General features: G+C 36.9%; 26 protein-coding genes. 6 read left to right on the top strand and 20 right to left on the bottom strand.

What is annotated here, in order from left to right; all coding sequences use genetic code 11:
• Positions 1-107: 107 nt before the first annotated feature.
• The 7 genes from POD11_RS04000 to POD11_RS03970 all read right to left on the bottom strand — a co-directional run bounded on the left by POD11_RS04000 (position 108) and on the right by POD11_RS03970 (position 4,020).
• On the bottom strand, positions 108-350 hold the full coding sequence (locus POD11_RS04000) for a hypothetical protein (RefSeq protein WP_262456488.1): 243 nt from the start codon (positions 348-350) through the stop codon (positions 108-110).
• A 535-nt stretch (positions 351-885) separates the two neighbouring features.
• Positions 886-1,458: a lysozyme gene (locus POD11_RS03995; RefSeq protein ID WP_262456485.1), complete on the bottom strand. Its 573-nt coding sequence runs from the start codon at positions 1,456-1,458 to the stop codon at positions 886-888.
• A 169-nt stretch (positions 1,459-1,627) separates the two neighbouring features.
• Positions 1,628-1,828 carry a hypothetical protein gene (locus POD11_RS03990; RefSeq protein WP_005073749.1) on the bottom strand — a complete coding sequence of 67 codons (201 nt, stop codon included), beginning with the start codon at positions 1,826-1,828 and terminating at the stop codon, positions 1,628-1,630.
• A gap of 153 nt (positions 1,829-1,981) precedes the next feature.
• On the bottom strand, positions 1,982-2,440 hold the full coding sequence (locus tag POD11_RS03985) for a hypothetical protein (RefSeq protein ID WP_016140640.1): 459 nt from the start codon (positions 2,438-2,440) through the stop codon (positions 1,982-1,984).
• A gap of 255 nt (positions 2,441-2,695) precedes the next feature.
• Entirely contained in the window at positions 2,696-2,965 is a 270-nt protein-coding gene (locus tag POD11_RS03980) for a hypothetical protein (RefSeq protein ID WP_239969218.1), read from the bottom strand.
• A 306-nt stretch (positions 2,966-3,271) separates the two neighbouring features.
• Entirely contained in the window at positions 3,272-3,646 is a 375-nt protein-coding gene (locus POD11_RS03975; RefSeq protein ID WP_262456481.1) for a TonB C-terminal domain-containing protein, read from the bottom strand.
• Between the two features lie 149 nt (positions 3,647-3,795).
• Positions 3,796-4,020, bottom strand: a complete 225-nt coding sequence (locus tag POD11_RS03970) for a hypothetical protein (RefSeq protein ID WP_016140637.1) — start codon at positions 4,018-4,020, stop codon at positions 3,796-3,798.
• Between the two features lie 309 nt (positions 4,021-4,329).
• On the opposite strand from POD11_RS03970, the gene POD11_RS03965 reads away from it, so the two are divergent.
• Positions 4,330-4,818 (top strand): hypothetical protein, encoded by a 489-nt coding sequence (locus POD11_RS03965; RefSeq protein WP_262456479.1) that lies wholly within the window; start codon positions 4,330-4,332, stop codon positions 4,816-4,818.
• 33 nt (positions 4,819-4,851) lie between these two features.
• Here POD11_RS03965 and POD11_RS03960 read toward each other — a convergent pair whose 3' ends face one another.
• Positions 4,852-5,301 (bottom strand): carboxymuconolactone decarboxylase family protein, encoded by a 450-nt coding sequence (locus tag POD11_RS03960; RefSeq protein WP_262456477.1) that lies wholly within the window; start codon positions 5,299-5,301, stop codon positions 4,852-4,854.
• Between the two features lie 20 nt (positions 5,302-5,321).
• On the bottom strand, positions 5,322-5,696 hold the full coding sequence (locus POD11_RS03955; RefSeq protein WP_262456613.1) for a cupin domain-containing protein: 375 nt from the start codon (positions 5,694-5,696) through the stop codon (positions 5,322-5,324).
• 141 nt (positions 5,697-5,837) lie between these two features.
• Between POD11_RS03955 and pdxR the strand changes: the two genes are divergently transcribed.
• Together pdxR and POD11_RS03945 are read left to right on the top strand one after the other, a co-directional pair.
• A complete protein-coding gene (pdxR, locus tag POD11_RS03950; RefSeq protein ID WP_262456475.1) occupies positions 5,838-7,253 on the top strand; it encodes a MocR-like pyridoxine biosynthesis transcription factor PdxR in 1,416 nt (471 codons plus the stop codon).
• A gap of 207 nt (positions 7,254-7,460) precedes the next feature.
• Complete coding sequence (locus POD11_RS03945; RefSeq protein ID WP_262456472.1) at positions 7,461-9,653, top strand: TonB-dependent receptor family protein; 2,193 nt, start codon at positions 7,461-7,463, stop codon at positions 9,651-9,653.
• A 71-nt stretch (positions 9,654-9,724) separates the two neighbouring features.
• Here the strand turns inward: POD11_RS03945 and POD11_RS03940 are convergent, their stop codons facing one another.
• The 8 genes from POD11_RS03940 to pepN all read right to left on the bottom strand — a co-directional run bounded on the left by POD11_RS03940 (position 9,725) and on the right by pepN (position 20,584).
• Positions 9,725-10,276, bottom strand: coding sequence for a TetR/AcrR family transcriptional regulator (locus POD11_RS03940; RefSeq protein ID WP_262456471.1), 552 nt, complete (start codon positions 10,274-10,276; stop codon positions 9,725-9,727).
• Between the two features lie 657 nt (positions 10,277-10,933).
• Complete coding sequence (locus POD11_RS03935; protein ID WP_262456469.1) at positions 10,934-11,617, bottom strand: SDR family NAD(P)-dependent oxidoreductase; 684 nt, start codon at positions 11,615-11,617, stop codon at positions 10,934-10,936.
• 9 nt (positions 11,618-11,626) lie between these two features.
• On the bottom strand, positions 11,627-12,388 hold the full coding sequence (locus tag POD11_RS03930) for an SDR family NAD(P)-dependent oxidoreductase (RefSeq protein WP_262456468.1): 762 nt from the start codon (positions 12,386-12,388) through the stop codon (positions 11,627-11,629).
• A gap of 241 nt (positions 12,389-12,629) precedes the next feature.
• Positions 12,630-13,649, bottom strand: a complete 1,020-nt coding sequence (locus POD11_RS03925) for a Csu type fimbrial protein (protein ID WP_262456467.1) — start codon at positions 13,647-13,649, stop codon at positions 12,630-12,632.
• On the bottom strand, positions 13,640-16,099 hold the full coding sequence (locus POD11_RS03920) for a fimbria/pilus outer membrane usher protein (RefSeq protein ID WP_262456464.1): 2,460 nt from the start codon (positions 16,097-16,099) through the stop codon (positions 13,640-13,642). The genes POD11_RS03925 and POD11_RS03920 overlap by 10 nt, the downstream gene beginning before the upstream one ends.
• Positions 16,100-16,108: 9 nt before the next feature.
• Positions 16,109-16,813: a fimbrial biogenesis chaperone gene (locus tag POD11_RS03915; RefSeq protein ID WP_262456461.1), complete on the bottom strand. Its 705-nt coding sequence runs from the start codon at positions 16,811-16,813 to the stop codon at positions 16,109-16,111.
• Between the two features lie 71 nt (positions 16,814-16,884).
• Positions 16,885-17,415, bottom strand: a complete 531-nt coding sequence (locus tag POD11_RS03910) for a Csu type fimbrial protein (RefSeq protein WP_016140628.1) — start codon at positions 17,413-17,415, stop codon at positions 16,885-16,887.
• A 562-nt stretch (positions 17,416-17,977) separates the two neighbouring features.
• Positions 17,978-20,584 (bottom strand): aminopeptidase N, encoded by a 2,607-nt coding sequence (pepN, locus tag POD11_RS03905; protein ID WP_262456458.1) that lies wholly within the window; start codon positions 20,582-20,584, stop codon positions 17,978-17,980.
• A gap of 317 nt (positions 20,585-20,901) precedes the next feature.
• Here pepN and POD11_RS03900 point away from each other — a divergent pair, with 317 nt between their 5' ends.
• From POD11_RS03900 to thiM, 3 genes are all read left to right on the top strand, one after another.
• On the top strand, positions 20,902-21,159 hold the full coding sequence (locus tag POD11_RS03900; protein ID WP_239969194.1) for a hypothetical protein: 258 nt from the start codon (positions 20,902-20,904) through the stop codon (positions 21,157-21,159).
• A gap of 149 nt (positions 21,160-21,308) precedes the next feature.
• Positions 21,309-22,466: a hypothetical protein gene (locus POD11_RS03895; RefSeq protein ID WP_262456456.1), complete on the top strand. Its 1,158-nt coding sequence runs from the start codon at positions 21,309-21,311 to the stop codon at positions 22,464-22,466.
• Between the two features lie 35 nt (positions 22,467-22,501).
• A complete protein-coding gene (gene thiM / locus POD11_RS03890; RefSeq protein ID WP_239969192.1) occupies positions 22,502-23,329 on the top strand; it encodes a hydroxyethylthiazole kinase in 828 nt (275 codons plus the stop codon).
• A 27-nt stretch (positions 23,330-23,356) separates the two neighbouring features.
• Here thiM and POD11_RS03885 read toward each other — a convergent pair whose 3' ends face one another.
• The 3 genes from POD11_RS03885 to POD11_RS03875 form a co-directional block, all read right to left on the bottom strand.
• Positions 23,357-24,208, bottom strand: coding sequence for an AraC family transcriptional regulator (locus tag POD11_RS03885; RefSeq protein WP_239969191.1), 852 nt, complete (start codon positions 24,206-24,208; stop codon positions 23,357-23,359).
• Between the two features lie 82 nt (positions 24,209-24,290).
• Complete coding sequence (locus POD11_RS03880; RefSeq protein WP_239969190.1) at positions 24,291-24,650, bottom strand: 5-carboxymethyl-2-hydroxymuconate Delta-isomerase; 360 nt, start codon at positions 24,648-24,650, stop codon at positions 24,291-24,293.
• Positions 24,651-24,693: 43 nt separating this feature from the next.
• Entirely contained in the window at positions 24,694-26,406 is a 1,713-nt protein-coding gene (locus tag POD11_RS03875) for an AAA family ATPase (RefSeq protein ID WP_016140621.1), read from the bottom strand.
• Between the last annotated feature and the right edge of the window lie 131 nt (positions 26,407-26,537).

Genomic DNA, 26,537 nt, shown 5'->3' with positions numbered 1-26,537 from the left:
AGTATCTCTAGAAGAAGTTATGACTAACAAGTGTAGCTACGTAAAGTTATTTAGCTAACAGCTCATCCTTGTAATTTATGTCTTTATAAAATTGTCTGACGTCTAGACTAAATAGAGTCATTCATACTGAATAACACAGCATTACTCGGAATATTTTTAAGTATTTTCTTTTGTTGTTTTCGCCATTCTTTATGAAATTTTTTATCAGATTGTTCAGAAAAACTGTCTCTATGCTTTTGACAATCAGTATCTTCTAAATTTGCTGATTGTATACATGGCCAATTGTTTAATTGAGGTGTCAAAACCGCATTACTCATCAATGAGAGTTCTTCTAATCTAATCAAATTCATATTTATTTACTTCCTTGCTTACATCCGCCCTGATTCTTCAAAATGTTCACTCCAAACGTTATTTGAATCATTTAACCGCTATTGCTTCGTTCCCAAAGCCAATCTAATCGGGGCTTACACACAAATACCACACACTCCAGAATACAAAGTGCAAGTTTTGTGTCTTGGTTTACTATTGATGTAACTTGCTATATGCCTCAATAAATTAAGTACAAATAGAATAAGTAAGCTATTTAAAGGTTTTCTTCTCTACTCCCCTAAATTCAGTTATACTGTTCTTAGTATGAGATGAGCCTTATATAGTTCATTGGTAGATCAATGAATGACTAAGCCCTTCGCTTTCGAGCAAGGGCTTTTTTAATGCGTATATTCTGAAAAATTTAATTTTAGCTGACTCAGCAATTCAAGCCTCAGTTTGCCTTTACAGAGCAGGTCTGTTAGATTGGTCTTGTTCATCAACTCCTATTGTCGATGAATACTGAAGCCTGATTCGTAGCATCAGGCTTTTTTTATGCCTAAAATTTTATAGATAAAGCTATGGAGATAAAAATAATTTCTTTTCCATGGCACGCCGTCTGACCAATCCCGGTAAACGCTTACCTCCTGCGTTTACCCATACATCAAACTGATTTGCAGCCTCTTTGTAATCACCTGAATTTAAGTTTTTTAGTAAGGTTGAGTTTTTAAAAGCACCTGTCCCAATGTTGTAGGTTAGAGATACTAATGCATCGAATTGATTTTGTTTTAAAGGAACTTTTACAGCGTTATTTACGGCATGTTCAAATATTTTTAAATCATGCTGCATATAAGCCTTAGCCTGCTCAAGGGTACATGTGTCACCTTTTTGAACGCTCACACCATTGGGATATCGTGTTGTTCCATAACCGATACTCCACACGCCTACTCCGTCGTCATAAGCGTTGAGTCTTAGTCCTTCAAAATTACAAATGTGGTTTATACCGACCTGACTAAGAGACATCTCATCAATGGCAAAACCAACTTCTTCAGTGCCATTATCAGTTGCTGTAGCAATAAGACTATTATTAGCATCACTTGACCGAGACATAGCAGTAAAAAGTTTGCGAAGATAATCCAATATTTTTTGCATTTAATTCCCAATCATCTTACTTTTTCTAGAAAGATATAGCCAAACATCTCTACTCTTATGACTTAACTCTAAATTTTTTAAGTCATTAATGGTAGAACAATATCTAGTATGGATTACTCTTTAAAATAGGCTAAAAATTAAAATGCCCAATATTGAATTGGGCTATAGATTACTCTTCAACTTCTATCGGATCACCATCTTCAGGGCGAATATGCCGCTCACCATCATCGGCCGGGTCTACACTAGAGCCATCTTTGGTAATGGTGTTATATAACTCATCCTCTTTTTTATCATCGATAAATTCTTCATCTGCAAAATCAAGAGGTTCTTCATCATCGTCAAAATTTAAGGGTTTTTCTTCATCAATCATGAGATTTATCCTTTACTTAACTTGTGTTATTCCATGCTTAAATAATTGAAAGATACATTCAACCCTAAACATTCACCATTTGTGTAACAGACACTTTAAGATACATTTGCTAAAAAAACCGCCATAAAAGGCGGTTTATAAATTTTATACATTTTAAGAGGGCAATTTATTATTTTTAAGATAATCATCTGATTTAAAATAATTAACAATCATTTCTGCATTTTCTTCTTTTTCAGGTAAAGTGGTTACGGGAATACTTTCACTTCCCAAACTAAAACCTTGAGGCACTAACTGTGAAATTGGCGGAAATTTAGGTTTTCCACCCTCAGTGATCCTTTCAATAAATCCCGCTAACCATAAAATAAATTCCCCTTCATTTTCAAATTTAGGTATAAGACTAAAATCAATTTTTACTGAGCATTGCTCAGTAGGTTTGGTTAAGCAGTCTTCAAAATTAATAAAGTTATACTTTAATTTAAATTCAGTCCCTTTTATGGTATTACGAATAAGACCGACCAAACAATTTAAGTTCTCTATCATGTCATCAGAAAACAAGTTGTCATTTTTAATTTTTTTATAAACCTTATCCGCTATAGCTAGATATTTTGGCATCATAACCTCCTATCTTCTTATGAGTATATTCATATACTTTTTTAATCTATTATTTTTTTATGTAATATAGGGTAAAACTCATAAACCGAATGTAAAAAGTATAGGTACTTTGCAAGTTAACATTAAAATCAATCACACACCAAATAACAAAATGCCAAATAAATCACATTAATTCTTATATAAAAAATCTTTTTTGAAAAATTTACTTTCAATCTTTGCTACAATTTATTAATAATTTTTGCTCAATAAAATTTTTTAATTTTTATTATTTTCTAGATGATTCAAAATACTACTAATTTTTAGAAGTAAATAACCAAACAACAGTCCATTAAATATAATAAAAAGACCTATGGTAATCATTTCTGTGGACCATACTTGAATAATGTCTAAATTATCATTTCTTGTTTCAACTTGACCATATGACAAAATAAAAGCTATTCCTAAAACAATTCCGAATAAAATTATGCACCACGCTACAACTTTAGTAGCTTTACTCTCACTATGAGATTTCATTACTTCACTCATATATTTCTAGACATTTTTATAAATTCACTTATTTTTTATAATGATTTTTACTCTTTTAAAGTTTTGTTTATGTTACCTTTTGATAGTAATGTAATTAATTTTTATATTTTTTTAATTTATAAATAATATGTCTTATTTTCTAACTAGACTGAAATGTTAGCTTGCTACTTTTGAAGTTGAATTTAGCTCTTAAAGATCTCTTCAACGCAGCTAAAACCTCATATATCAATACTATAAATAACCAAAGAGCAAATTTAATTTCCCTTAAAAATTATAATCTGCTCTCAGTGTTTATACATAACTAACTTATTTTGCTTGAAATTTCATATTGAATTTTCTTGCTTGCTTTCTTGCCTCAGGATTAGAGGGTAAAACAAATGGACTTGCACGCCATATCGCTTTTTCAATACTTGTTTTAAATTTTTGCTCTTCTTTATCTAAAAAAATAATTTGCTCAATTTCACCACTATTCGTTAAAAAGACTTTTACACTTGCACTCATGCCTGTAGAAGACTTTGGAATATCCCATATTTTATAAATTTTCTTTTGATATTGTTTTTTATATTTCTCAGCTTCTGAGGTAATTTTAGTATCAGTCACTTGAACAGGAGTAGTTTGTTTATGACCTGTAGTACACCCAACTAACAAAAATAAAGAAGCAATAATAGTAAAATTTTTCATATAAAGTACCTTTTTTCAATCATTAAAATTTAACAGTTTAAAATTTAAAAAACTACCTAAAGGTGATATCGATTATTCATTATCTTGAGTCAGCAAAGGTGTTAAGCCACCTTTGCTCATCCTTTTGTTAATTTACTAATTGGTTTGCTTTAAAAAGCAATTTCATAACGGAAATTCATATTGGAATTTTCCGGCATATTATAGATATCTTGATCAGTAAAAAGTCCATGATCTGGTGTTTTAAAACTATTAAATGCTTTATTGACTGGGACAACTGGAGGTTTATTTAAATAATTTTCTTGAGAATTATATGTAGATGAGGCACAACCAACTAGCCCAAAACCCAATAAAGAAATAATTAAAAATGTCTTCATAAATTCCGCCCACTTTTATAAAAACCAAACAATCTAACAAATTAAATAACGATTGTCACACCAGAATAGTTTAGATTTACTTAATAATTAGGCACTTACAAGTCTTTCAATAAATAATAAATTATTGATAGATAAATATTAATTAAATTAGATAATAGACAGGTGCTTTGAATTGAACATTTTTTTAATTTAAATCTTAATATTTATCTGAAGTCATCAATAGAGCTTCATATACAGCACTATATATCCCTTGGTTATTTACCAATTGATCATCTGGTCTAAAAAACGGCCCCAAAATTCCAAATTTTAATGTTACAATACAGTGATTTACTCAATTTCAATTGGACTTCCAAAGAAATGAATAGATTTTTATTAACTTTTTTATTTTTAAATATTGGGCTTTCTTCTTCTTCCGCATTTGCTGAAACAAACACATTTCAAACGAAACAAGAATATAACCGCCCTAAATTTAATCAGCATAAAAGCATGCTTGAAGTGAACGCAAACTCTCAAGATCAAAAGCTGAGTGAACAACAAAATGTAGATTTTTTTGAAATTGCAAAACAATATCAAGAAAATGAAACGAGGCCTTCCTCTTTTACTGATGACACAGTAAATATGAGTGATCATGAGCGTAGTCTTTACTACATTAGAAATCATGATCATGTGGGTATTCAAAGAGAAATTCGTGACCAACAATTTAGATCGCTCAAACAACAGCGAGATAAAGGTGTGATTTCTAATGATGCCTATAAAGAAAAAGTCTATAAAATTTTAGAAAAACCTACTTTTAGGTAGATTCAAAGCCCTCTTAGGAGGGCTTTTTAAATTTTACTTTGCAGCTTGTGGAGTATTTCTAAAACTAATCGCCATACGGTTATATGCATTCATCAAACTAATCGCTATCGTCAAATCAACCAGTTCTTTTTCCTCAAATACAGAATGAGCAAGTTGATAAACATCGTCAGGTACACCAATCGTAGACACTTTAGTTACTGACTCTGCCCAAGCTAAAGCTGCTCTTTCTCTTTCATCAAAGAGATGGCCACCCTCTTGCCAAGCTTGAACTAAAGCAAGTTTCTCAATTGCTACGCCTTTCTTGATTAAGTCTCTGGTATGCATATCCAAACAATATGCACAGTTATTAATCTGCGATATCCGTAGATAAACCAATTCAACTAATTCTGTTGGTAAACCGCTTTGCATGACATAGCTATAGACACCACCTAGAGCTTTAACACCTGCTGGAGCGACCTGATTATAATCAATACGTTGAACCATAATAGACACCTATTCACTTTCTATTTTACTGGGGTAACTAATTCTTTATCGTCAGTATCGACAACAAATACTGCTAATAACTTTGCTGGTTTAGTCTTACTTACATTACGACTAATAGAATGAACCGCTCCTGGTTCTTCAAACCAGCTCTGACCAGCCTGATAAATTTTCGGCTTCTCATTATTCACCTTAGACTCAATGCTGCCTTCCACTACATAGGCATATATAAAAGATGACTTCGCATGAGTGTGAGGAATTGAAGCTCCGCCTGGTGGATAATCAACTTCTAAAGCAATAAGAGATTTGCCCGGTATATTAGGAATTGTGTGTTCAAAATTAGGTGTAACTTTTTCAACTAATTCATGTGCCATAGAGGGTGTAATACTCACAAGCATTAGACCTAAACTTAAAAAGAATCTTTTTTTGATCATTTCCATTTCAAATTAAACCTACACAAAATTAGGGAGTTGTTTTTATTTTATAGATCCGTAGTATAAATTCATGAACCAAAAATGTACTAAAAGGCTGTACCACGCATGTACCAACAGCTCAAAATTAAATTAGATCGCCAATTAAAGACACCCTTAGCAGAACAAATACGCCTTGGGATTGAACAAGCCATTATTTCTGGAACTCTACAACAAGGTGATCGTTTACCGTCATGGATAGATTTGGCTAGTCAACTTGGCGTTTCTAGAGGTACTGTAAAAGTTGCCTATGAAAGACTTGCCGATGGTCAATTTATTATTGCTTCTAGATCACAAGGTACACGTGTTGCCTACCAAACAGTTAAATTACCCTCTACTCAAGATAGTCATAAAAATAGTTCGTTTACACAGATGTACTTAGATATGACATCTGTGCAGGGGATTTTTCAATTAGGTATTCCCGCAAAAGAAATTTTTCCTGCAAAATTATTTGCAAAAATCAGATCTAGATCTGTACGTAATGAATCGAGTGGTTGGCCCAATTATCCTGACCCGCGAGGAGAATATGCTCTTCGCCGAGAAATTGCTGCTTATTTGGCTTTATCGAGAGGAATTCAATGTACTCCTGATCAAGTATTTATTACTTCAGGTTTTTCTGGAGGGCTTGGTCTTACATTACATGTTTTAGGATTAGCAGGAAAAAAAGCTTGGGTTGAAGATCCTGGTTTTCCTTTTTCTAAGCATGCCCTTGAAGTGGGAAGAATGGAGTTATGCCCAATTCCCGTCGATCAAGATGGGATCGACGTAGAGTTTGCAATGAAAAATGCACCTCATGCTTCTCTTGCATTAGTTACGCCCGGACAGCAAGCACCTTTAGGAATGTCCCTTTCTTTAACTAGACGATTAAAGCTACTAGATTGGGCTAACCAAAACAAAAGCTGGATTATTGAAGATGATTATTTAGGAGAATTACAGTTAGATGGCCGAGCAGCACCTGCTTTATTTTCATTAGATACGACAGGAAGAGTGATTCACTTAGGAAGCTTTAGTAAAACAATCAGCCCCAAATTACGGATTGGTTTTGCCGTTGTGCCTTTTCATATGATTAATGACTTTGCAGAAACCACAGCCACTTTAGTACCCGCTCCCTCTCCATCTTTACAACTTTCGATTCAAGAGTTTATGCATGAAGGTCATTTTTTAAGACATTTAAGACGGACAAAAAGAACTTATAGTGCTCAGCGAGATGAATTAATAAAGTGTTTAAACCAATTTAATCTACAAACCTTTACCGCAGGTTTATCAGTTCTTATTGACTTACCTACTTCTTTATCTGATCAAAAAATTGCTCATGAAGCATTAGCTTTTAATCTGGCTCCTGTTCCATTATCACTCTGGTATCAAGACCCTAAAAATGCTGTTTCAGGTTTAATGTTAGGTGTTGCAACCACACCTATATCAAAAGTAAATCAGTCATGTGAAAAGTTAGTAGAGATCATCAAACAAAATAAAGCTCTGCCATAAGCACTCTATTACCTTGCTTTCTATACAAATTTATTTTAGATAATATTTATATTCTTATATAAAAATAATTAAAATGATCATAATTTGAATCCAATCTTTTAGAATTTATTTAAAATTCTTAGAAAAAAACATGAACCATTTTATAAAATTTTGTTACTTTTTCGCTATAATGATTATAATTATCGTTTAGGATTTCGATACATCAACATGGACCGCTCATCTGCTCTTTCACTCCCAAATTTTAAGTTCAAAGTTTCTACACTTAGCTATGCAATCGGAATTGCGTGTACTTATTTAGCACTTCCTACTCATGCTGAAGATACAACTACCAGTGCATTACCGACCATCACCATTAAGGCGCAAGGTAACTGGCTAGAAGAAGCTAATGCTGAAACCGTTCACAAACATGCTGGCGCTCGAACTATTGTTGACCGCAAACGTTTGGATGAAACAGCTGCAACTTCAATTCGAGAAGCATTAAAACAAATTCCTGGAGTTCAAGCTCAAGATAGCAGCGGAACAGGTGGTAGTGATGTTTCACTCAATATTGGTGTCCGTGGTCTAGCATCTCGCCTATCACCTCGTTCAACAGTTTTAGTAGACGGCGTCCCGCTTTCATTTGCACCTTATGGTCAGCCACAATTATCTTTAGCTCCTGTTTCAATTGGTAATATTGAGTCAGTTGACGTCGTGCGTGGTGCGGGATCGGTTCGTTTTGGACCACAAAACGTAGGTGGAATTATTAACTTTGCCACTCGATCAATTCCTCAAGATTTTAGTGGAACTGTTAGCTTAACTTCAGAATATGCCTCTGGCACGGACCAAGTAAAGCTCAGCCCTAATCTATTTGTGGGTGGAACTTTAGATAATGGCTTAGGCCTTGCCCTGTTATATTCAGGGACTAAAGGTAACGGTTATCGAGAAGCAAATAACAAGATTGATATCGATGATGTAATGCTAAAGTCTGCTTATCAATTTAATGATAAAGACTCGGTTGCTTTAAATCTGCATCACTATGAAGGTCGTGGCGAAATGCCAGAGGGTTTAACTCAAGCGCAATATGCTGAAAACCCATATCAGTCCTCTGGTGAAAAAAACTATTTTGCAGGTCGACGTACAGATGTCTCTTTACGTTATAACCATAAAGATGAAAAAAATAACTTCGAAGTTCTGAGTTACTACATCGACTCTTTCCGTACAAGTAATCTTGAAACCACTTTAGCGAGTGGTGACAAGCGTCTCGACTCTGCTCCACGTGATTATAAAGTCTATGCGATTGAACCGCGTTACTCTCGTATTTATCAACTAGGTAATACTCAAAATGAAGTAACAGTGGGTTATCGCTACTTAAAAGAAGAAAGCTCTGAGTTTGCTGGGCGTACTGCTTCTTATGCTGCTGGTTCATCAGCCCCAGATTTTGCTCCACGTAGTAGCAGCGAAGGCGGCACCAAAGCGCATGCGGTATATGTTGATAACCGTATGGAACTCGGCCGCTGGACCATCACACCGGGCGTACGTTTCGAATCAATCGAAACTCATAATAGCTTCACTGGTTATGATAAAAATGGGCTAGCGAATACGGTTCATCCAAAAATTGATTCAGACGAATTTTTACCAAGTTTATCTGTAATGTACTCGGCAAATGAAAACTGGAATATATTTGCAAACGCAGGTGTATCTTTCGGGCCACAGCAATACAGCCAATTAGCACGTCTTGAAGGAACCACTGCGACTGCTACAACCGATGGCTTACATCCTGAAAAGTCTAATAACTATGAAATTGGTACTAAATATCTAGGTAATGGGTTAAACGCCGAATTTACGGTGTTCTACCTAGACTTTGATAAAGAGCTTTCATTGGTACGTGATGCTGGAAATAACGGAATCTGGACAGATTTAGGTGCAACTAGCCATAAAGGTGTCGAAACAGGTATTAGTTATGATTTCGGTCATTTAACAGATGCGTTAGAAGGCTTAAAAGTATATGGAAACTATACTTTTACCAAAGCAGTTGCTGAAGCGGGTCAATTTAAAGATAAAGACCTACCGTTTTACTCACGCCATGTCGGTAATGTTGGGTTAGGTTATACCGTGGATAAATGGTCTTTAAATGCCGATATGTTTGCTCAGTCTAAGCAGCATTCACCAGATGTTCCTGATAGTGATGTCTATCAAACAGAAGAAACTGCGGATGGCAAATACGGAGATATTCCGGGTTACACCACTTTTGCGCTACGTACCTCTTATGACTTAAGTTCACAAGTTAAAGGTTTAAAAATCGCTGGTGGAATCAAAAACGTCTTTGATAAGCAATATTTTACTCGCTCAACAGACTCTACGGGCGGTAAGTATGTAGGCCAGCCACGTACGTTCTATCTACAAACATCTTTTGACTTTTAAAGCTCAATTAAGTTGAAAAAGCCCTCTTAGGAGGGCTTTTCTATAAGTTAAACACTAGAGTATTAATCAACCTAAGTAAGTGTCAACATAAAATATTCTAATAATTTATCTCTTTCATCGATCTTATCTGCACTTAAAAGCTGGACCATTGCCCCATCAATTACAAACAAAAACATGTAGGCATCTTCAACTGTAGCGGCAGGCTTTACGGTTAAAAGCAGTTTATGAATTTCTTTAATGAACCAGTTTCGATAGTCGCTAACGACTTTGTAGGCTACGGGATAAAGCTTTTCAATTTCAAAAATGGCTTTAAATGGCAAACGATAAAAGCCTTCTAAGTTTGCATGTAAAAAGTAAATTTTCTTGAGCTGATCGAAGGCCATGAGTTCACGGTACGAGTGAATGATAGAAAACACCTCATGTTTTAATGCATCTGTTTGAAAAGTTAAGCTCATCTGAATGAGCCTTTGTTTGGAATGAAAATAGTTATAAAAAGTGGCTTTGGGAATTTTGGCTTCCTCAACAATTCGATCGACCCCGATGTAAAACCCATGTTGATTAAATAAATCTTTTGCCGCGTGGAGCACGCGAAGTGCTCTAAATGATGCTTCTAAATTTGGCATTTTTATACCGTTTAAAATAATTTTTTGTTGTATGTAAATGAGATAGAAATGCCGTCACTCTTAAATTGAGCGCTAAAAACAGGCATGCAAAAGCCGCACGAAAAAGGTGTGTCGCCTATCTCAGGTTTATTGTTGCTATGATTTTTAGTCGTAACGATTCTTAAGGCGTAGAAAACCTTGTGTTGATTAAACCTTTTAAAGACCGTTTACATGAGACAAATAGAAAGACTTTGGCAAAAGCCAATAAAGAAAAAGAATTAGTACGCATAGCGGACTCCTAGATGAAATAGAAGTTCTGCCAAATCACTGCTAAATGATTATGGTGGCAGAACGAAGAAGGGTTAGCAGACCAGTCATCTAGGAACCGGCACGCCCGAAGGCGTCCCTCCTCCGTCCTACCGCTACGAAGGGGGTCGAACGAGTTCGACACCAAAAAATTTCTTTTTTGATGTACTAGATGAAAACGGTCTGCTAAAACCGACTGGCAATGTGGCCAGCAGGCAAAGAATAATCGGAGCGGTTTTAGGTGTCAATGTGATATTGGCTAGAAAACAGTTAAATAATTATTGTTTTTCATTCTCTTAACTTAATTTTATTCAACATCTTACTAAAGCTTTTATCAGTTGCTTTAAGTTGAGAATGTTGAACAAGCCAATTTCAAGCCAAGCTAAGTTCTTGGCTCCATGCCGAAACAGGCTGCTGATAGATGTGCTGACAGACTTGCTTAAGAGATGAGGTAAAGTGCTGATTTTGCCCCTCCCATTTTTCAACCATGCAATAAGCAACATGAATACCTTTAGGCTGAAACTCTCTTGCCAATGACTGCGATAAAGCGCGAATACCCGCAAACATACTTTGGCCTAACACATCGTATTGAGTCGACTGACTAGAGGGTGCGCCAAGAAAAATAAGGGTCCCTTGCTGTTGTTTGAGCATCGGCTTAATCACGGCTTGCGCTACACTCACTGCACTTAAACCTGTGGTCTGCCAGCTATGTTCAATTTCTTCTAAAGATAACGCTTCGATGTTTGATGAAGATGAGAAACTTGGCTGAAATACACAGAGCTCAATAGTATGTCCATGGCTGGAAATATAACGCACCAAGCTTTTTAAATGATCTGCATTCACCAAGTTTAAGTGAACTGCGGTCACGCCATCATTTATAGAATGAATTTTCATATTCTGCACGGCTGAATCATGCACAACCTGATAAAGGTGTAATGGGAAGTGCCCATTTTTATCTAAAATTATAAAATCACGCTCAATCAGTTGTAGGTCATGGCCCGCGACCACTACACAGCCCTGCTTTTTTTGAAATCTTTGAAATATTTTTTTTAGCATTTTAGTCTCTCAAAACTTTTCTTGATAAGGGCGTAAATCTAGTTCATGTGTCCAAAGCTTTGGAGTTTGTTGGTAAAGCATCCAATAGTTTTCTGCAATCGCATCGATATTGAGGCCACCCGTGCCACGCGTAAGGCGGACTAAACGCCCCAGCCCTAATAAGGCTTTATTGACTCTATCGCCATCGACCATTCCATCAACAATCACATGAGCAATATGGATGCCTTGTGATTTATAAATTTGAGCGAGATTTAAAGCATAAGCTCGCAAAGCAGATTTACCCATGGTAAAGGCAGCAAAAAAAGGTTTGCCGCGCAATGAAGCACTCGCTCCAGTAAAAATAAGCGTACCGTGATTTTGGTCTTTAAATATTTTTAGACAGTTTTGAGAAACTAAATAGGCCGATAAAAAAGTGGATTGCCACATTTGAGTAAAAAACGACAATGGACTGCGTAAAAAGATCGAAGGAATATTTCCGCCCACATTATGAATGACAGCAGTAATACGCTCATTCTGACTAGTGATGGTGTCAAACAAGGCCTGTACTTGCTTTATATCTTCTGCATCCAGACGGAACGCTACAGCATCTCCACCATTGGAATGGATTTCTGAAGCCACTGCTTCAATTTTCTGGAAAGTACGCCCAGCAACATAAACTTTTAAACCTTCTTTGGCGAAAAGACGACACACGGCTGCACCAATCCCTTGTGATGCCCCGACGCCAATAACAACCACACAATCTTGTTTTTTATCTAGTGTTGCTGATGTCATAGACATTTCACCTTGTTTATTTTTTATACCCTAATGCAATCAAAGGACGATCTGACATTTATTCACCTTTATTTAATTGCCTGTACTCTCTTCTAGTTCTTTTTTAGAACTAATCAATAAATATACAGTATGTATTTTCAAGTCAAACTTTTTTTGATGACAGGTAAGTTTCAAAGAATGAAAATATATTGAAATTACGCATATCCCTTCAGTGAAAAGATCTGCGCGTAGATTAAAAAAATTAATAAGTCACTGTCACAACAACACTATCAGAATAAGTGCCCGGTCTACTTGCGATGGAAGTACCTTGCGGAATCTTTCCATAAACAGGTGTACTTTGAGCACTGCCTGTACCCGTTTTTGAGACTCCTCCCGTTCCCCCAACACTGGTTACGCCACCTGTAGCGTCCCACACCGTACTATAGTTAGAGTCTTTATATAACTGATACGGAATAAATTCATTATTACTATTAACCATACGCCTGAACCCACCAGTGATACGGTTATTGCCATCTCCTAAATAAATACTGTATGGCGTTCCAAAATTACAAGTTGTATTTACAGCACCTTGAGCTGTGTAATCTTTCTTAGTAATACCGATATCATTAATATTGCCAAAATCAACATTTGAAGTTGAGTTTAATTGGCACAGACTTGGAACCACAAAGTTCGCTGTTAGTAATGTATCGCCAGAATCCCAGCCACCAATTAAATCACCGCATATTAAGCCCAGAGCATCCATATCCCAATATAGCCGCACCGTAGCCGTATATGTTCCTTGAGGATAGGCAATAAGTGAACCTGTTCGGGCAGGCACTTTCACATTTACCGAGTAGTTAACAATATTATTTGAAGCAACCGTTCTTACTGGACCATACCAAACATTGGAGGTTTGGTTTGTGGTGGTAGAACCTGCTCCACCTACTGTACCCGCTACTGTATAAGGTAGTGAAACATTATTATGGCTATTTGTTGTTCCAGTAAAGACAGTTTTCATACACATATAAGCAGAAATCTGGGGAAGTCCCAAATTTGTACAAGTAATTGTTCCTGAAAGGTTTACAGTTGCATCACTATTAATATTTGCTGCCGTATAGATAAAAGTATTATTGGTGGTTCCACTTACCGTACAAGCAGCATGTGCTGGACTAAAAAATGCATAACCGAGATAAAATAAGCAAATACCGATGAGGTATTTCAAAAACAATGGAAATTTCTTGCAGCTCTCTATTTGAGCCTTATCAAAAATACTTATCGACATACATAAGGTCCCAATTTCTTAGTTGAGTACTGATTACTGTTATAGGTGAAGTCAACTTGGCACGAACCATGATCCATAAGATCGACTTCAAGTTTGTTTTGCTTTAATAAGTTTTGAATAAATACTTCACCGTCATAGCCAACAACCCCATCCTGCTGCCCATTAATTTGAACCGTATAACCTGGCAATAATGGTGAATTGTTTTGATCAACAAGTTTTACTAATCCTGAAATAACCTGATGAGCACCAAAGTCAACTAGGGTTCCTTGGCGATAGCCGACCACTGATTTTTGATCTGTCGCCTTAACGCTCCAATTTAAAGGAAGATAAGACGGATCTAAATAAATATGGTTCTCTTGATACGGCATAAGGCTAGGAATCAAAAATCTTCCAGACTTATCAGTAAAACCTAAATTAACCCCACCATTTAAAATCTGGCTTCGCGGTCCAGCATTGGTGACAACTGCATAACCGTCTCCAATTTCATTGGCCGCAAATATACGTCCCGCTGCCGCAACCAGTGAACCTGTTGCTGAAAGTGCAACCTGATCGTTATCTCCAAATCGGTTATAACGTCCTGTCAGGTAAGCAGCACGGGCACGGTAAGAGGCATAAATCGAAGCATTATTTTCATGTGCATCCTGATCTCGCTCAACATAACCACCCCATCCAAATGAACCGATTTTCGGTTCTGATAAACCGAATATTTCTTGACGGTAGCTCAGTCTGCCACTCTCATTTGATACACTTGTGATCGCATTGAGTTTGTTAGACGGTGTATACCGCAGCGCAAAGTAAACGCCATAATCCTTATTATTTTCATAATCTTTATAGGCAGAAGTATAAAATCCCCAGTTTTTATTAAGAGTTCCGCTTAAGTTGGCAGACAGTAATTTATAGGAATTTTCGCTATATTTGATCTGGTTATATCCCAGATAAGCCCCATAGCCTGCGTAAAAGTTGTAGTTAATCCCTGCCCTAAAAATCTCATCTGCCAGTGCACTGTAGCTCAGATAGTTTTGTGACTCGGCATTAATCTGGTTATCTTTTAAATATCTGACTTGAGACACACGGGCAAGGTCAAAATAGTTATCAAATACTTTACGGTAACTGGTGTTAAATGAAATATTTTTACTGATGCGCCCTTCTAAACCCAACAAGGCAGAATAGCCGTTTTCATCTTTATAGTGGCTCGCTGCAATGTCGGCATTAATCACTCCAAAACCAAATAGGTTCTTGGCAAAACCTGTGCCGAGATTCGACAGGCCATCTGTTGAAGCCTCCACACCCCCGCTTAAAGTCAGTGAATTGCTATAGCCGTAACGGATTGCACCTGATGCAAAGGTGGCATCGTCGTAATCATTTGAATAAAGACCATAGTTATAACGAGGAACACCGACATCCACAGAGAACTCATTAATACCTTTTGCCAAAATCTTGGATGAAAAATAGTAAGGCTTTTTGGTAATGCTCTGCTGTCCTGTTGCATCCGTGGTCACTAGCGTGACTTCGTTGCCTGAAATAAACGGGAGCTGTTTAATGTCAAATGGACCTGAAGGTACTAATCCTGAATAAATCTTTTGCTGGTTGACGTATAAATCCAAAGTTGAAGGCAGTGCAGCCGAACCAGAAAATTGCGGGAGTGCCGAGGTGACAATATCACCGCGCTGGGTGTAAGCACTCGACCACTGGAAGCCTGCAAGGCGTACACTACTACCCCAGTCGGGACTATTAGAAATAAAATCCCCTAGGGTATAAATCCTGATCTTTTCAGGGTCGACATATTGCCACTTACTTTCTAGGCGTACCCATTTTTCATGGCTATAACTATCTTCATTACTTCCGTTATATAAAACCCCTGACGAAAAGTTACCAATCGCGCTGTTAAAAATTCCCTCAGCCGAACCTGAAAATGTATTTTCGTCATTGGTTATACTGTTATACAGGCTATAGTTAAGAATAGCCGCGTTTAACGGTTTCATCTTAAGTAAATGCGGGCTAGTAATCTGCTGACCATTGAGGTCCACTGCATAACCCGTCAACATGTTTGACGGAACTTGCAAATTTAAAGACTGCTCATTCTCTAGATATTTAAACTGGATTCCTTTTAGATCATTAATACATACCAATTGACTGTCCGCAGTCTGCTCATCCATTTTCAGCCTTAAAGCTTTTAAGTCACGGGCACGGATATATAACTTGCCATGTTTAGATTGCTTGACAGCAACCAAGTCTTCAGAAGCATTTGCATTGATAGAAATATTTAAAAAAAGCTGAGTAAAGTTAAGATCTTGTTCCTGTTTATCACCCTTCGCTTGCGCATATTCATTGTTGCTATTTACAGCATCCGGAACACGAGGAGTTACTGTGTTCGTATGATCTTGAAGTTGCTCAGCAAAAGAATATGCAGGAAGATATGCAACACATAAGACACCTATAATGTATTTCATATAAGCCTCTTAAAGTGTTGTTTTCTTACCATTAACTGTCAGAGACACACTGTATTTATGAGTTGGCTGATATGTAAAATTATTAATAGTGTAACTTCGGTTCTGCTCCGCAAGAATATAGCCATTTACGGTGTTTACTTTAATCGGATAACTTTTTTTCGCTGTCGTATCAACAAGCATTAAATTATTTAAAAGCGCATGTCGATTTCCAATATTGCTAATATTTAAAGAAGGTGATTTCTGATTAGGATCAATTTTCCAATTTAGTTTAGTAATCGCGTCTTTATCTACTACAAATACAGGCAATGACGAACGTAGTAATACATTTATTCCTTGAGCTGCTTTACGACTATCCGCGGGTTTTGGCAACTCATCAATAATAATACGATAGGTTTTTTCACCAGTAATCGCTGCCGGATTAATTCTGACAACACGCAAATTATAAGAATCATTCGGTTTTAATTTTAAAAACGGCGGACTAATCGCGATCTCATCTGTCGGGATAAGTTGATCTTGTCCATCCTTCTGCTTCCATTCAAACACACGAATCTGCAAATCAGTACTTTCATTCGACTGGTTAAATAAACTAATCGAAGAAGCACTCTGATTACTCAATATTTCTACATTCACAGGTGAAATTCGGATTGTAGCCGCACTCAAAGCGCTAGATAGAGATAAGAATAAACTCGTAATAATAAAGATATTTTTTTTCATGACTTGCCCAAATAAATCTTTTAAAGCATTAGCCCTTTAAAAGGGCTAACAGTATTTCTTATTTATAAAAATTAATAAGTTACGGTCACTGTTACTGTATCTAAATAACTACCGGCACTTGGTAAAGTCGTCCCGGCAGGAATACGGCCATACACATTTACAGTTTGAACATTACCCGTGCCGGTTCCGCTGTAGGCAGTTGTGGCAATACCAATTGCTGTTGCACGTCCCGTATCCGAGAATAGGTTATAAGGAATATATTCTGTAGTGGTTGCTCCACCAATCATGCGACGTTGGGTTGATAAAACATTCTGACCACCATCAAATGATAAAGTCCATGGCACAGTGTTGTTACAAAGCACTCTGATTGGAGTACCACCTGTGGTTGTGGTATCTGCGTCTACATTGCTTGCAAGTGAACTTAATGTTCCAAAGTCTAAGACTGCATTTGAGGTTGTGCCTGTGGCTGAGGTATTTAGAACACAGCTATTTGTTACTGTCGCTCTAACAGTCAATGTACCTGTTGCTGTAGCGGCATTTGCTGTATTGAGAGAAAATAATCCTACAGCAATTGCTGATAAATAATAAAAAGTCTTTTTCATGGTCTAAACCTTTTTACATTAAATTGTTGAAATTAATAGATGTAAAAAAATTAACCCTTAACATTACAATCATTTTAATTTGACTGCTCTTTTAGAGCTTATATTTTTACCCTATTTTTGGTATAATACATAAAAAAAATTAAAATGTTTGACAGTATTTTTATTGGAAATTTCAAATAATAAAATATACTTACCCAAATTAACCACTAATAACAATTCATTAACATTATAAAAATTAAGTTATTGATTTTAAATATATTTATTAAATTACAATAAAATTTATTAGAAAAAATTTAAATAAATATGTCAATCGGTTTTATTAAATTAATCCATAAGAAAGGATTATTTAGCACATTTATTTATGTTTATTTTGCTTTTTAGATTTATTTAAAGGTATATTTTAAATAGATTATTAATAATCATGATTAAAGCCATGAGCAAAATATTAAGTAATCTATCTACAGCAAAATCACTATAGAAAGAATTTCTGAATACTATCTTTCTGTAGAGATATAAAATAAAGGCCTCATATGAGACCTTTATTTATTTTATTTCAAACTAATTAAACACTCAGCATACTATTTAAAGTTTCAGAAACGTTTTTCGATTTCACTTTAGGCTGTAATGCTTGTAAAGCCTGCTGAACTTGAGTGCGCTGAGGCTCTGCAAGCGTATACCAACGTGACAATACCTGTAATAGACGCGAACCTAAAATTGGATTTTTCTCGTCTAGATATTGTGCAAGATTAATAAAGTGAGCTACACCAAAGCCCCACGTATTTTCAGGGTTATTTGATAGGCCACCGCTTACAGCACGAATACGGTTTGGCGTTGTTAAATCATAGTCAGGATGTTGAGTTAAGTACTCAATTGTTTCTGCGGTCGCATTTGGATTCGCAGCTTGAATCATAAACCACTGATCTAAGGACAAAGCCTCATCTTTAAAGCGGTCATAGAAATCAGCAAGCACTTCTTGAGCTTGAGGCGCATTTTGCCAAACCAATACACGTAGTGCCCCTAAACGTTCAGACATATTGCCTGTGTTTTGATATTGCACATGCGCCAATTCAAATGCGCTTTGATCGCCCTGACGAGCCATCATCATGAGCATGATATTCTTTAACGCACGTACACCCATCGCTAAAGAAAATTCTTTTTGCAGGTCTGGGTCAAGCGTTAGGTAAGTATCTTTCCAGAATGAACCTAATTCTTGCGCCAAACGATTCAGCAAAGCTTCACGTTTTACATGAATATCAGATGGTGCATAGTCTTGATCGATACGGCTACCTAAATAACCTTCACTTGGTACATCAAACAAACGCGATGCTAAAAGCGGGTCACGACCCACTAACTCAGGCAACGTACTTTGAATAGCTTTAATGTAAGCATCTGCAGAATGGTCTTCTAACAAAATACGTTCAAGCAAAGTTTGTGTGGCTTGCCACTGGTTAAAACCATTTGTTTCGTGCTGAATTAAGAATGCTAATTCTTCATCAGTATAATCAAATACAAGATTTACCGGAGCAGAGAAATTACGCAGTAACGACACTACCGGTTGCTCGGTCACCCCTGTAAATTCAATAGTTGTCTCATCTCGGTCAAACAAGTACACGCCATCTTTAACATCATTTACGAATAGGCTATCACTGTGCAGTGTATATTGTTCACCTGTTTTCGCATTAAATAGGGCTAAAGCTACAGGAATCGGAACCGCTTTTAAATTTGGATATTTAGGGTGTGCTTTTAGGCTTTGTTTAAAGCTTAAACGGTAAGTTTGTGCTGCCGCATCATATTCACCTTTTGCTTCAAGCTTTGGTGTACCCGGTTGGTTGTACCAAGTTAAGAATGCAGATAAATCGACACCTGAACCCGCTGATAATGCAGCAACCCAATCTTCTACAGTCACGGCTTGGCCATCATGACGGCGGAAATATTCATCCGTACCCTTACGGTATTTTTCTTTACCCAACAAAGTCGACATCATGCGGTTAATTTCCGCACCTTTTTCATAGACTGTCGCTGTATAGAAGTTATTAATTTCGACAAAATGGTCCGGACGTGGTGGATGCGACAATGGACCTGCATCTTCAGGGAATTGATGCGATTTAAGTACAGCAACATCATCAATACGTTGAACCGCAGCAGATTGTAAATCTTCAGAGAAAGACTGATCACGGAATACCGTTAAACCTTCTTTTAAACACAATTGGAACCAGTCACGGCAAGTAATACGGTTCCCTGTCCAGTTATGGAAATATTCATGGGCAATTACAGACTGTACACGCATGATCGCAGCGTCCGTGGTGTATTCTTCATCAGCAAGCACGCATGAAGTATTAAAGATATTTAAACCTTTATTTTCCATTGCACCCATGTTGAACTGGCTCACCGCAACAATCATATAGTTGTCGAGGTCATATGCGCGGCCATAGTGTTCTTCATCCCAACGCATAGAATGCTTTAATGCTTCCATCGCGATATGGCATTTTGGAATATCTTTCTCAATTGCATAGATTTCTAAAGCAACATCACGCCCTTCAGAAGTCGTATACCGATCTTTAAGTACAGCTAAATCACCAATGACACAAGCAAATAAATAGCTTGGCTTTTTAGTCGGGTCTTGCCAGATTGCAAAATGACGGTTTTCACCAACTTCACCAGTTTCAAGCAAGTTACCATTAGCAAGTAACACTGGATATTTTTTGTCTGCTTCTACACGTGTCGTAAAGACAGAAAGTACGTCCGGACGGTCTGGATAGAACGTAATTTTGCGGAAACCTTCAGGCTCATTTTGCGTAACAAATAACTCATCTGCTTTATATAAACCTTCAAGCTGAGTATTGGTTTCAGGATGAATAATGACCTGTGTTTGTAAAATGACTTCATCTGGTGCATCAGTGATCACCAGTTGCTCACTATCGAGTGAATATTGTGCAGGAGTGAGAACTTGACCATTGAGCTGAATAGATTGCAACTCAAGATCACGGCCCAATAACACCAGATCTCCAGCAGTTTGGCGCTTCATCACCAATGTTGAATCAACAATTGTTTTATCGTCATAAACTTGAATATCAAGATTAATGGATTCAACCAAGAACGAAGGTTTTTGATAATCTTTTAAATAAACTGTTTGATCTGCCTGAACTGGAGGCTGTGCCGCAATATTCATCTTTATTCCTTATATACTTTTCGGAAACCGTAGTACAAATTGTTATGAGTTGACCATATTCAATCATACATATTGTGTTTACTTACCTTTATAAAATTAATGGGACTTCATTTATACATTTCAAATTAGAATCGTCTTTTATTAGCACAGATTAGACCAAATTTACGATAATCGCTGCTTATATAATCAATCTATACAATAAAAATAAAACAACTTCAGCTTTTAACATTTTTTAGAGTCAGCTTACATTTTGGGCATGGTTCTTGCCTTCTCTCATAGACCAATATGAATATTTCAATGAGACAAGAGGTATTAACATGGAATTAAAAGCACATTTTCATCGCTTAGAAAATATTAAAGCGATTCATGATTTAGACGCAGCAGGACTTGACCACCACGTGATTGCAGTTTTTCTATCTGCCGAGGGCGTTTCAATGACAGCTCAAGAGGTAACTACAATCGTCAATACTTATGACGCTTTAGGTAAAGTTAAATTACCAAGTAAAAAAGTACAGGCACTTATCAATGCTAAAAAACTTAGTCAACATGATGAGAGCTTGCCGTGCCCTGTTTAATTAAACTTCGAATTATGATGAAGACCTAAAATCTAAACGTAGATTTTAGGTCTTTCTATTTTAGCAACAAACAAAAAGACAATCTCAGCCATCGATAGCGTTGCTGTGTATAATAGCCCTTTCATTTTTTATTTTATGTTCGGAGCAAAATGGCCTTACAAATTCTACAAAAACAGCTAGATGAAAGTAGCCATTGTCCTCTCTGCCAAGCTTCGATGTACTGGGTAGATGCCGAGCAATTTGAACAAGACATTCAATTTCATGAATGCAGTCATTGTCAGCACCGCATATTTAAAGATGAAAAAATGACGTGCCACTGTGAAACTTGTACTAAACAACGTAAAAAGCTTTTACAGCAAACACGCTTACAAGAACAACGCCAATTTAAGTCAAAAGATCAACCACAGCGAAGTCTGGAACAACTGAGTTTTTTACATAAATTATTTTTACTTAGTGTACTTGATGACTATGCCCGTGATGATATTGCACATGATGAATACATTCACTGGGACCGGATTAAATCCCATCACATTACTCCGAACTGGATGTTTCAAAACTATCTAATTAAACAACTTCATAAAGATGGAATTTTAAACGCTCAAGACCAAGCGGATGAACCTCAATGCTTTTATCTAAATATTCGACTAGATGGTTATAGCGACCCAAGTTTATTTAGTGTTGCCCAGCAACTACGCCATTGGTTTTATGAAAACTTAAGTCTCGGTATACCATTTCGCAGTGCCGATGAAGTGAAAGATGTGCTATTTCAGGTGCTCTATCAAGAAATTATCCAGTTTATGCAGTTCTATTGTAGAACATGGGGCGTTCAAATTGCAGGAAGTACTCATTTCCAAACTTTTTGCTACCGTTTAATGGATTCATTAGCGATTGGACAAATTTACTATTTGATTCAAACGGCGCTCGAATATCTTTATAAACAAAAGGCCCTACAGCCGCGCAATGAAAAATTTATTAATACCAATTTATTAAAGAAAACCTTAGAACAATATCGTGAGAGAGCCTTAGCCGAAAAGTGGGAAACCTCAATGCTGCCTCGTCCTCACAATATTCCATACAGTAAAATGAGCTATATTTTGCTTAACCGCTTCTTAGGCTATGACGAACAGATATTCGTACAACCTGTCTGGAAAGCATGGCGTAAAATTGAACCGCGTTTAAACTTTTATTCGGTTAAACGTTGTATGCATTGTGGTTCAAATGATTTAACTGTTGATTATGATGCGGCCGATTATGTTTCTTTGATTTGCCAGAGATGTAAGCATCAAGATCATTATTTCACTCACTAAATCTATAATCACTTTGGCTTGATAAGGATAATAATATGACATCAGCATCGACTTTAATTGAGCAAGTAATTGAAGCTTGGCAAAACATGCAGGCAAAAACGCCTCTTGTGCAATGTATTACCAATAGCGTTGCAGCGAACTATACAGCCAATGTGTTGCTTGCTTCTGGTGCTTCACCTGCCATGATTGATAATCCTTATGAAGCCGAAAGTTTTACCAAGATTTCATCAGCTTTAAGCATTAATTTGGGCACGCCAACCTCAGAGCAAATGCAAGCTATGCAAATCTCTGCAAAGACAGCACAGCTTCATAATATTCCTTGGGTACTCGACCCAGTCGGCTATGGACCAATTTTAGCTTGGCGCAGTCAAATGACGGACGAGCTTTTACAATTTAAGCCAAGCGTTATTCGAGGTAATGCCTCAGAAATCAGTACGCTTGCAGGCAACCAAGTTCAATCTAAAGGTGTAGACAGCACTTTAAGCAGTGACCAAGCTTATCAACAAGCTTTTTCACTATTAACACATGCGAACTGTATCGCTATTTCAGGCGAGTCAGATTACATTTTATCTAAAGAATTAGACATCGTTATCCAAGTAAATGGTGGAAGTCCATTACAACCCAAAATTACTGCAACTGGCTGCGCTTTGGGTGCATTAATTGCAGCATATAGCACTGTGACTACCCCAAGCATTGCCGCACTTTCAGCTCATGTTCACTTCGCTATTGCAGGTAAACTGGCAGCAAATCAAGCACAAACTATGGGAAGTTTTAGTACCCTCTTTATGGATTATATCCATATGTTAGATGCCAACTTAATTGAGCAATATGCTGATATCAAACTTTTAAACCTACAGGCATAACCTAAGTTAGACCTGTATCACTTACACTTACTTTAAAAGTAAGTAGATATCTGTAATAAGCTCGGACTCTTTCACCTCATGTACAAAATTGTGATAGTGAAAGAAAACAGGATAATCCCCAGCTTCTTCTGATTGCTCGGATAACCAGTTTCTAAAGATGTAATACACACTATCTTTAATCTGGTCATGACTACCAACATGCCTTACGGTTGCATAACGACCAGCAGGAATTTCTCCTGTTTGTACGCCGTAAGTATTTTCAGGTACAGCCTTTTTAATTGAACCCGCAATATCAAATCTAAACTCTTCAGATGGCGTCTGTTCAGGGTCAGCAAACGGAATACCATAAGTTCTAGATTTGGTCACAGGTGATAAACCCGTTTCTTTACGCCAAGCAATAAAACGTGCAGCCGTTTCAAAGACTTTATCTGGACTGCCTAAATGCGACAGATAGGCAATCTTTTCAGCAGGCCGCTCAACAATATTTACATTCATTTTTAACTCACTTTTTGGAATCGTAAAAACAAACTTCTGGTGCCAAGATTCCCAGTCTGGTTTCTCTCTAAAAGCCCGAGGAGTTTGATCAAATGAACGCTTAAATGCACGAGTAAAAGCTTCTGGACTATCAAACCCTGCTTGCAATGCAATCTCAATAATTTTGAGATCAGGTTCAAATGCCAGTTGAAAAGAGGCCCGCTTTAAACGAGAAAGTTGAATAAACTTCATCACATTTAGGCCAATATGAATGGCAAAAATTCGATGAAAATGAAACTTGGATAAGGCCGCAATCTGGCTCAATCGATCAACATCTAAATCTTCATCTAAATGTCTTTGAATATAATCGCAAACCAGTTGCAGCTTTTGTATATATACAGCCATACATTTATGTCTGTTCATTCGATAGCACTACTTTTACATAGTGCTCATCTCTATTCTTGATCGAAATTGCGCTTTTTTAGTGTTATACAACTTGCTTAAAATAATCTTCTCTTGGCATATCGATAAGCTCAACGCACAATTGAATTTCTTTATTAAAATCTGGTTGTAGATATTTTTTGTTGCTGAGTGCCTCTAATAACTGCTCACCCATAAGTTGTTTTTGTTCGGCTGTTCTTCCTGACAAAATGTAGGCTTTTACATGAATATAGGCTTGATCAGCCCCTAAGCCAATGAGGAAAAAATCATCTTTACGCGCACGGCTTTTAATATCTTCTGGGCTGAATAGCTCTGTCTCAATAAGCGTGGTATTAATTTCTTCAAGTAATTGTTTTGCGTTTAATCCAGTTAAATTTTCTGAATAATCAACTACAACGTGCGGCATAGCCACCTCAATTTATATAATAAGTCATTAAGCGAATTAAACTTTACTCAATAAATAATAAAGCTAATCGAACTTGATCATATCCCATCCGAGGGCTGGTTGCCTCAACAATTGGTCTTAGTTTGATCGAACCATCATCAGAAAAATGATCTGGATTTTGGCGTTTTTTAAGCTTCTTATAAATTTTACGAATTTCTTCGACCACTTCTTCACCCGGATGGGCAACCGAAATATCTAGCTTTTGCTCTTTATGAAGTCGAGCCAAGTGATTAATAATCGTCGCTGGGGTTAGTCCACGTTCATGCGCGATATCTTCAATTTCATAGCCTTCTTCAAACAAGACACGTGTCTCGTCTAGCGTTGCCGTAGCGTAATTTTGCTTGCCACCTTTTGCGAGTTTTTTCTCATTACGAGAAATCTCAGTTTCATTTAAGGTACCCCCACAGTGACGTATAAAGGCTTTATGCTGAGCAGTTAAATCTACATCTGCAAAGTTATCTTCGGCTTCTTTAGACAGCTCTTGAAAACGGCGATCGGCTTTGACAGCTAAACTGTCTAATTCTAAAGCTTGCTCATTAATACCTAATAGCTTTAACCCCGTTAAAGATTTTAAGCGCGAAAGTGCAACATAACCCTGACCTTTTTCAAAAGTGTTCATGAGGTTAATTTCGGCAGCTTCTAAAGTCATACCTTGGCTTTTATGAATGGTAATCGCCCATGCTAAGCGAAGTGGAATCTGCTGAAAACTTGCAATAACCTTACCTGCTTCATTTTCAACTGACCATGTTTCAGGAGCAACCAATAATGTTGTGCCATCGGTCAATTTTACTTTCGGCAGTAAGCCATTTTCGTCATCTTCTTCAAAGCCGATGACTTCGCCTAAACTTCCGTTGATATAACCCATATCAAAGTTGTTTTTTACAAACATGACTTTGGCATGCTTTTTAAGCGTTAACTCTTCTGGCGCACGAACAGAAGATTTTAAAGTTTCTAATAGTTTTTCATTACCATCTAAAACAGCATTGAATTGGTGCCCTTCATTATCAATTTCATTTAGGTGCTGATAATTGATATTGTCGACATCCATATTGTGCGTGTAAAGACGCGTAAAGGTCTCACCAATATCGTGTGAGCGTGATTGACGTAGTGCTTGTAAATGATCTGCTTGAATATTTTGCGCGCGAATAGCATTTAAAATCTGGTTCAGAATTTCATCGTCTTGACGGTGCTGTTCTGTTAAATAACATACGCGAAATTTAGCTTCGACCCATGCATCTGACATAAAACAGAACTTGTCTCGATTGGCTTCACCATTACGGCCAACAGGTGGCAGCTGGAAGAAATCTCCAGCCACAATGACTTGAATGCCACCGAATGCTTCATCACTTTCTTTAAAATATTTTAGAACTTGGTTGACCAAATTAAGCTGCTTCGCATGGAGCATTGATATTTCATCAATCACAAGAACTTGCGCATTTTCAAGGTGTTCCTTGAGGTATTTACGCTCTTTCATGCGTTTTAGATCATCATCGGTTAACTGATCTTTAATGCCGATACCAGCCCATGTATGAATAGTCATACCGTTCATATGCGTTGCAGCAATACCTGTAGATGCCGTAATCGCTACAGGCACTTTACGTGCTTTTAGGTATTGGATGTACTGATTAAGTGTATAGGTTTTCCCTGCACCAGCCGAACCGGTTAAAAAGACATTTTCACCTGCTTTAAGCAGTTTAAGCGCAGTTTCCTGTTTCATAATCTCATAAGTACATCTTCAACAGCCCATAGCTTAACGATTTTCCCGAAAGAATTAAATGAATGTGCCAAACTTTCTAAAAAGCATCCATAAATCAATAATTAATAAACAAATAATATTTGGTAGGTTTT

Source organism: Acinetobacter sp. P1(2023) (genome assembly GCF_028367635.1).
Lineage (GTDB): Bacteria > Pseudomonadota > Gammaproteobacteria > Pseudomonadales > Moraxellaceae > Acinetobacter > Acinetobacter pittii_E.
Note: the sequence above shows the minus strand (reverse complement) of the source record. Positions and strands in the feature narration are given on the sequence as shown.

Excerpts from the sequence above, each read along its gene's own strand:
- POD11_RS03940 (WP_262456471.1), bottom strand. The coding sequence starts at position 10,276 with ATGCCAAATTTAGAAGCATCATTTAGAGCACTTCGCGTGCTCCACGCG.
- POD11_RS03915 (WP_262456461.1), bottom strand. The coding sequence starts at position 16,813 with ATGAAAAAAAATATCTTTATTATTACGAGTTTATTCTTATCTCTATCT.
- POD11_RS03935 (WP_262456469.1), bottom strand. The coding sequence starts at position 11,617 with ATGCTAAAAAAAATATTTCAAAGATTTCAAAAAAAGCAGGGCTGTGTA.
- POD11_RS03920 (WP_262456464.1), bottom strand. The coding sequence starts at position 16,099 with ATGAAATACATTATAGGTGTCTTATGTGTTGCATATCTTCCTGCATAT.
- POD11_RS03925 (WP_262456467.1), bottom strand. The coding sequence starts at position 13,649 with ATGTCGATAAGTATTTTTGATAAGGCTCAAATAGAGAGCTGCAAGAAA.
- POD11_RS03910 (WP_016140628.1), bottom strand. The coding sequence starts at position 17,415 with ATGAAAAAGACTTTTTATTATTTATCAGCAATTGCTGTAGGATTATTT.
- POD11_RS03990 (WP_005073749.1), bottom strand. The coding sequence starts at position 1,828 with ATGATTGATGAAGAAAAACCCTTAAATTTTGACGATGATGAAGAACCT.
- POD11_RS03930 (WP_262456468.1), bottom strand. The coding sequence starts at position 12,388 with ATGACATCAGCAACACTAGATAAAAAACAAGATTGTGTGGTTGTTATT.
- pdxR (WP_262456475.1), top strand. The coding sequence starts at position 5,838 with ATGTACCAACAGCTCAAAATTAAATTAGATCGCCAATTAAAGACACCC.
- POD11_RS03900 (WP_239969194.1), top strand. The coding sequence starts at position 20,902 with ATGGAATTAAAAGCACATTTTCATCGCTTAGAAAATATTAAAGCGATT.
- thiM (WP_239969192.1), top strand. The coding sequence starts at position 22,502 with ATGACATCAGCATCGACTTTAATTGAGCAAGTAATTGAAGCTTGGCAA.
- POD11_RS03875 (WP_016140621.1), bottom strand. The coding sequence starts at position 26,406 with ATGAAACAGGAAACTGCGCTTAAACTGCTTAAAGCAGGTGAAAATGTC.
- POD11_RS03880 (WP_239969190.1), bottom strand. The coding sequence starts at position 24,650 with ATGCCGCACGTTGTAGTTGATTATTCAGAAAATTTAACTGGATTAAAC.
- POD11_RS03955 (WP_262456613.1), bottom strand. The coding sequence starts at position 5,696 with ATGCTTGTGAGTATTACACCCTCTATGGCACATGAATTAGTTGAAAAA.
- POD11_RS03980 (WP_239969218.1), bottom strand. The coding sequence starts at position 2,965 with ATGAGTGAAGTAATGAAATCTCATAGTGAGAGTAAAGCTACTAAAGTT.
- POD11_RS03985 (WP_016140640.1), bottom strand. The coding sequence starts at position 2,440 with ATGCCAAAATATCTAGCTATAGCGGATAAGGTTTATAAAAAAATTAAA.
- POD11_RS03945 (WP_262456472.1), top strand. The coding sequence starts at position 7,461 with ATGGACCGCTCATCTGCTCTTTCACTCCCAAATTTTAAGTTCAAAGTT.
- POD11_RS03965 (WP_262456479.1), top strand. The coding sequence starts at position 4,330 with ATGTTACAATACAGTGATTTACTCAATTTCAATTGGACTTCCAAAGAA.
- pepN (WP_262456458.1), bottom strand. The coding sequence starts at position 20,584 with ATGAATATTGCGGCACAGCCTCCAGTTCAGGCAGATCAAACAGTTTAT.
- POD11_RS03970 (WP_016140637.1), bottom strand. The coding sequence starts at position 4,020 with ATGAAGACATTTTTAATTATTTCTTTATTGGGTTTTGGGCTAGTTGGT.
- POD11_RS03895 (WP_262456456.1), top strand. The coding sequence starts at position 21,309 with ATGGCCTTACAAATTCTACAAAAACAGCTAGATGAAAGTAGCCATTGT.
- POD11_RS04000 (WP_262456488.1), bottom strand. The coding sequence starts at position 350 with ATGAATTTGATTAGATTAGAAGAACTCTCATTGATGAGTAATGCGGTT.
- POD11_RS03995 (WP_262456485.1), bottom strand. The coding sequence starts at position 1,458 with ATGCAAAAAATATTGGATTATCTTCGCAAACTTTTTACTGCTATGTCT.
- POD11_RS03960 (WP_262456477.1), bottom strand. The coding sequence starts at position 5,301 with ATGGTTCAACGTATTGATTATAATCAGGTCGCTCCAGCAGGTGTTAAA.
- POD11_RS03885 (WP_239969191.1), bottom strand. The coding sequence starts at position 24,208 with ATGGCTGTATATATACAAAAGCTGCAACTGGTTTGCGATTATATTCAA.
- POD11_RS03975 (WP_262456481.1), bottom strand. The coding sequence starts at position 3,646 with ATGAAAAATTTTACTATTATTGCTTCTTTATTTTTGTTAGTTGGGTGT.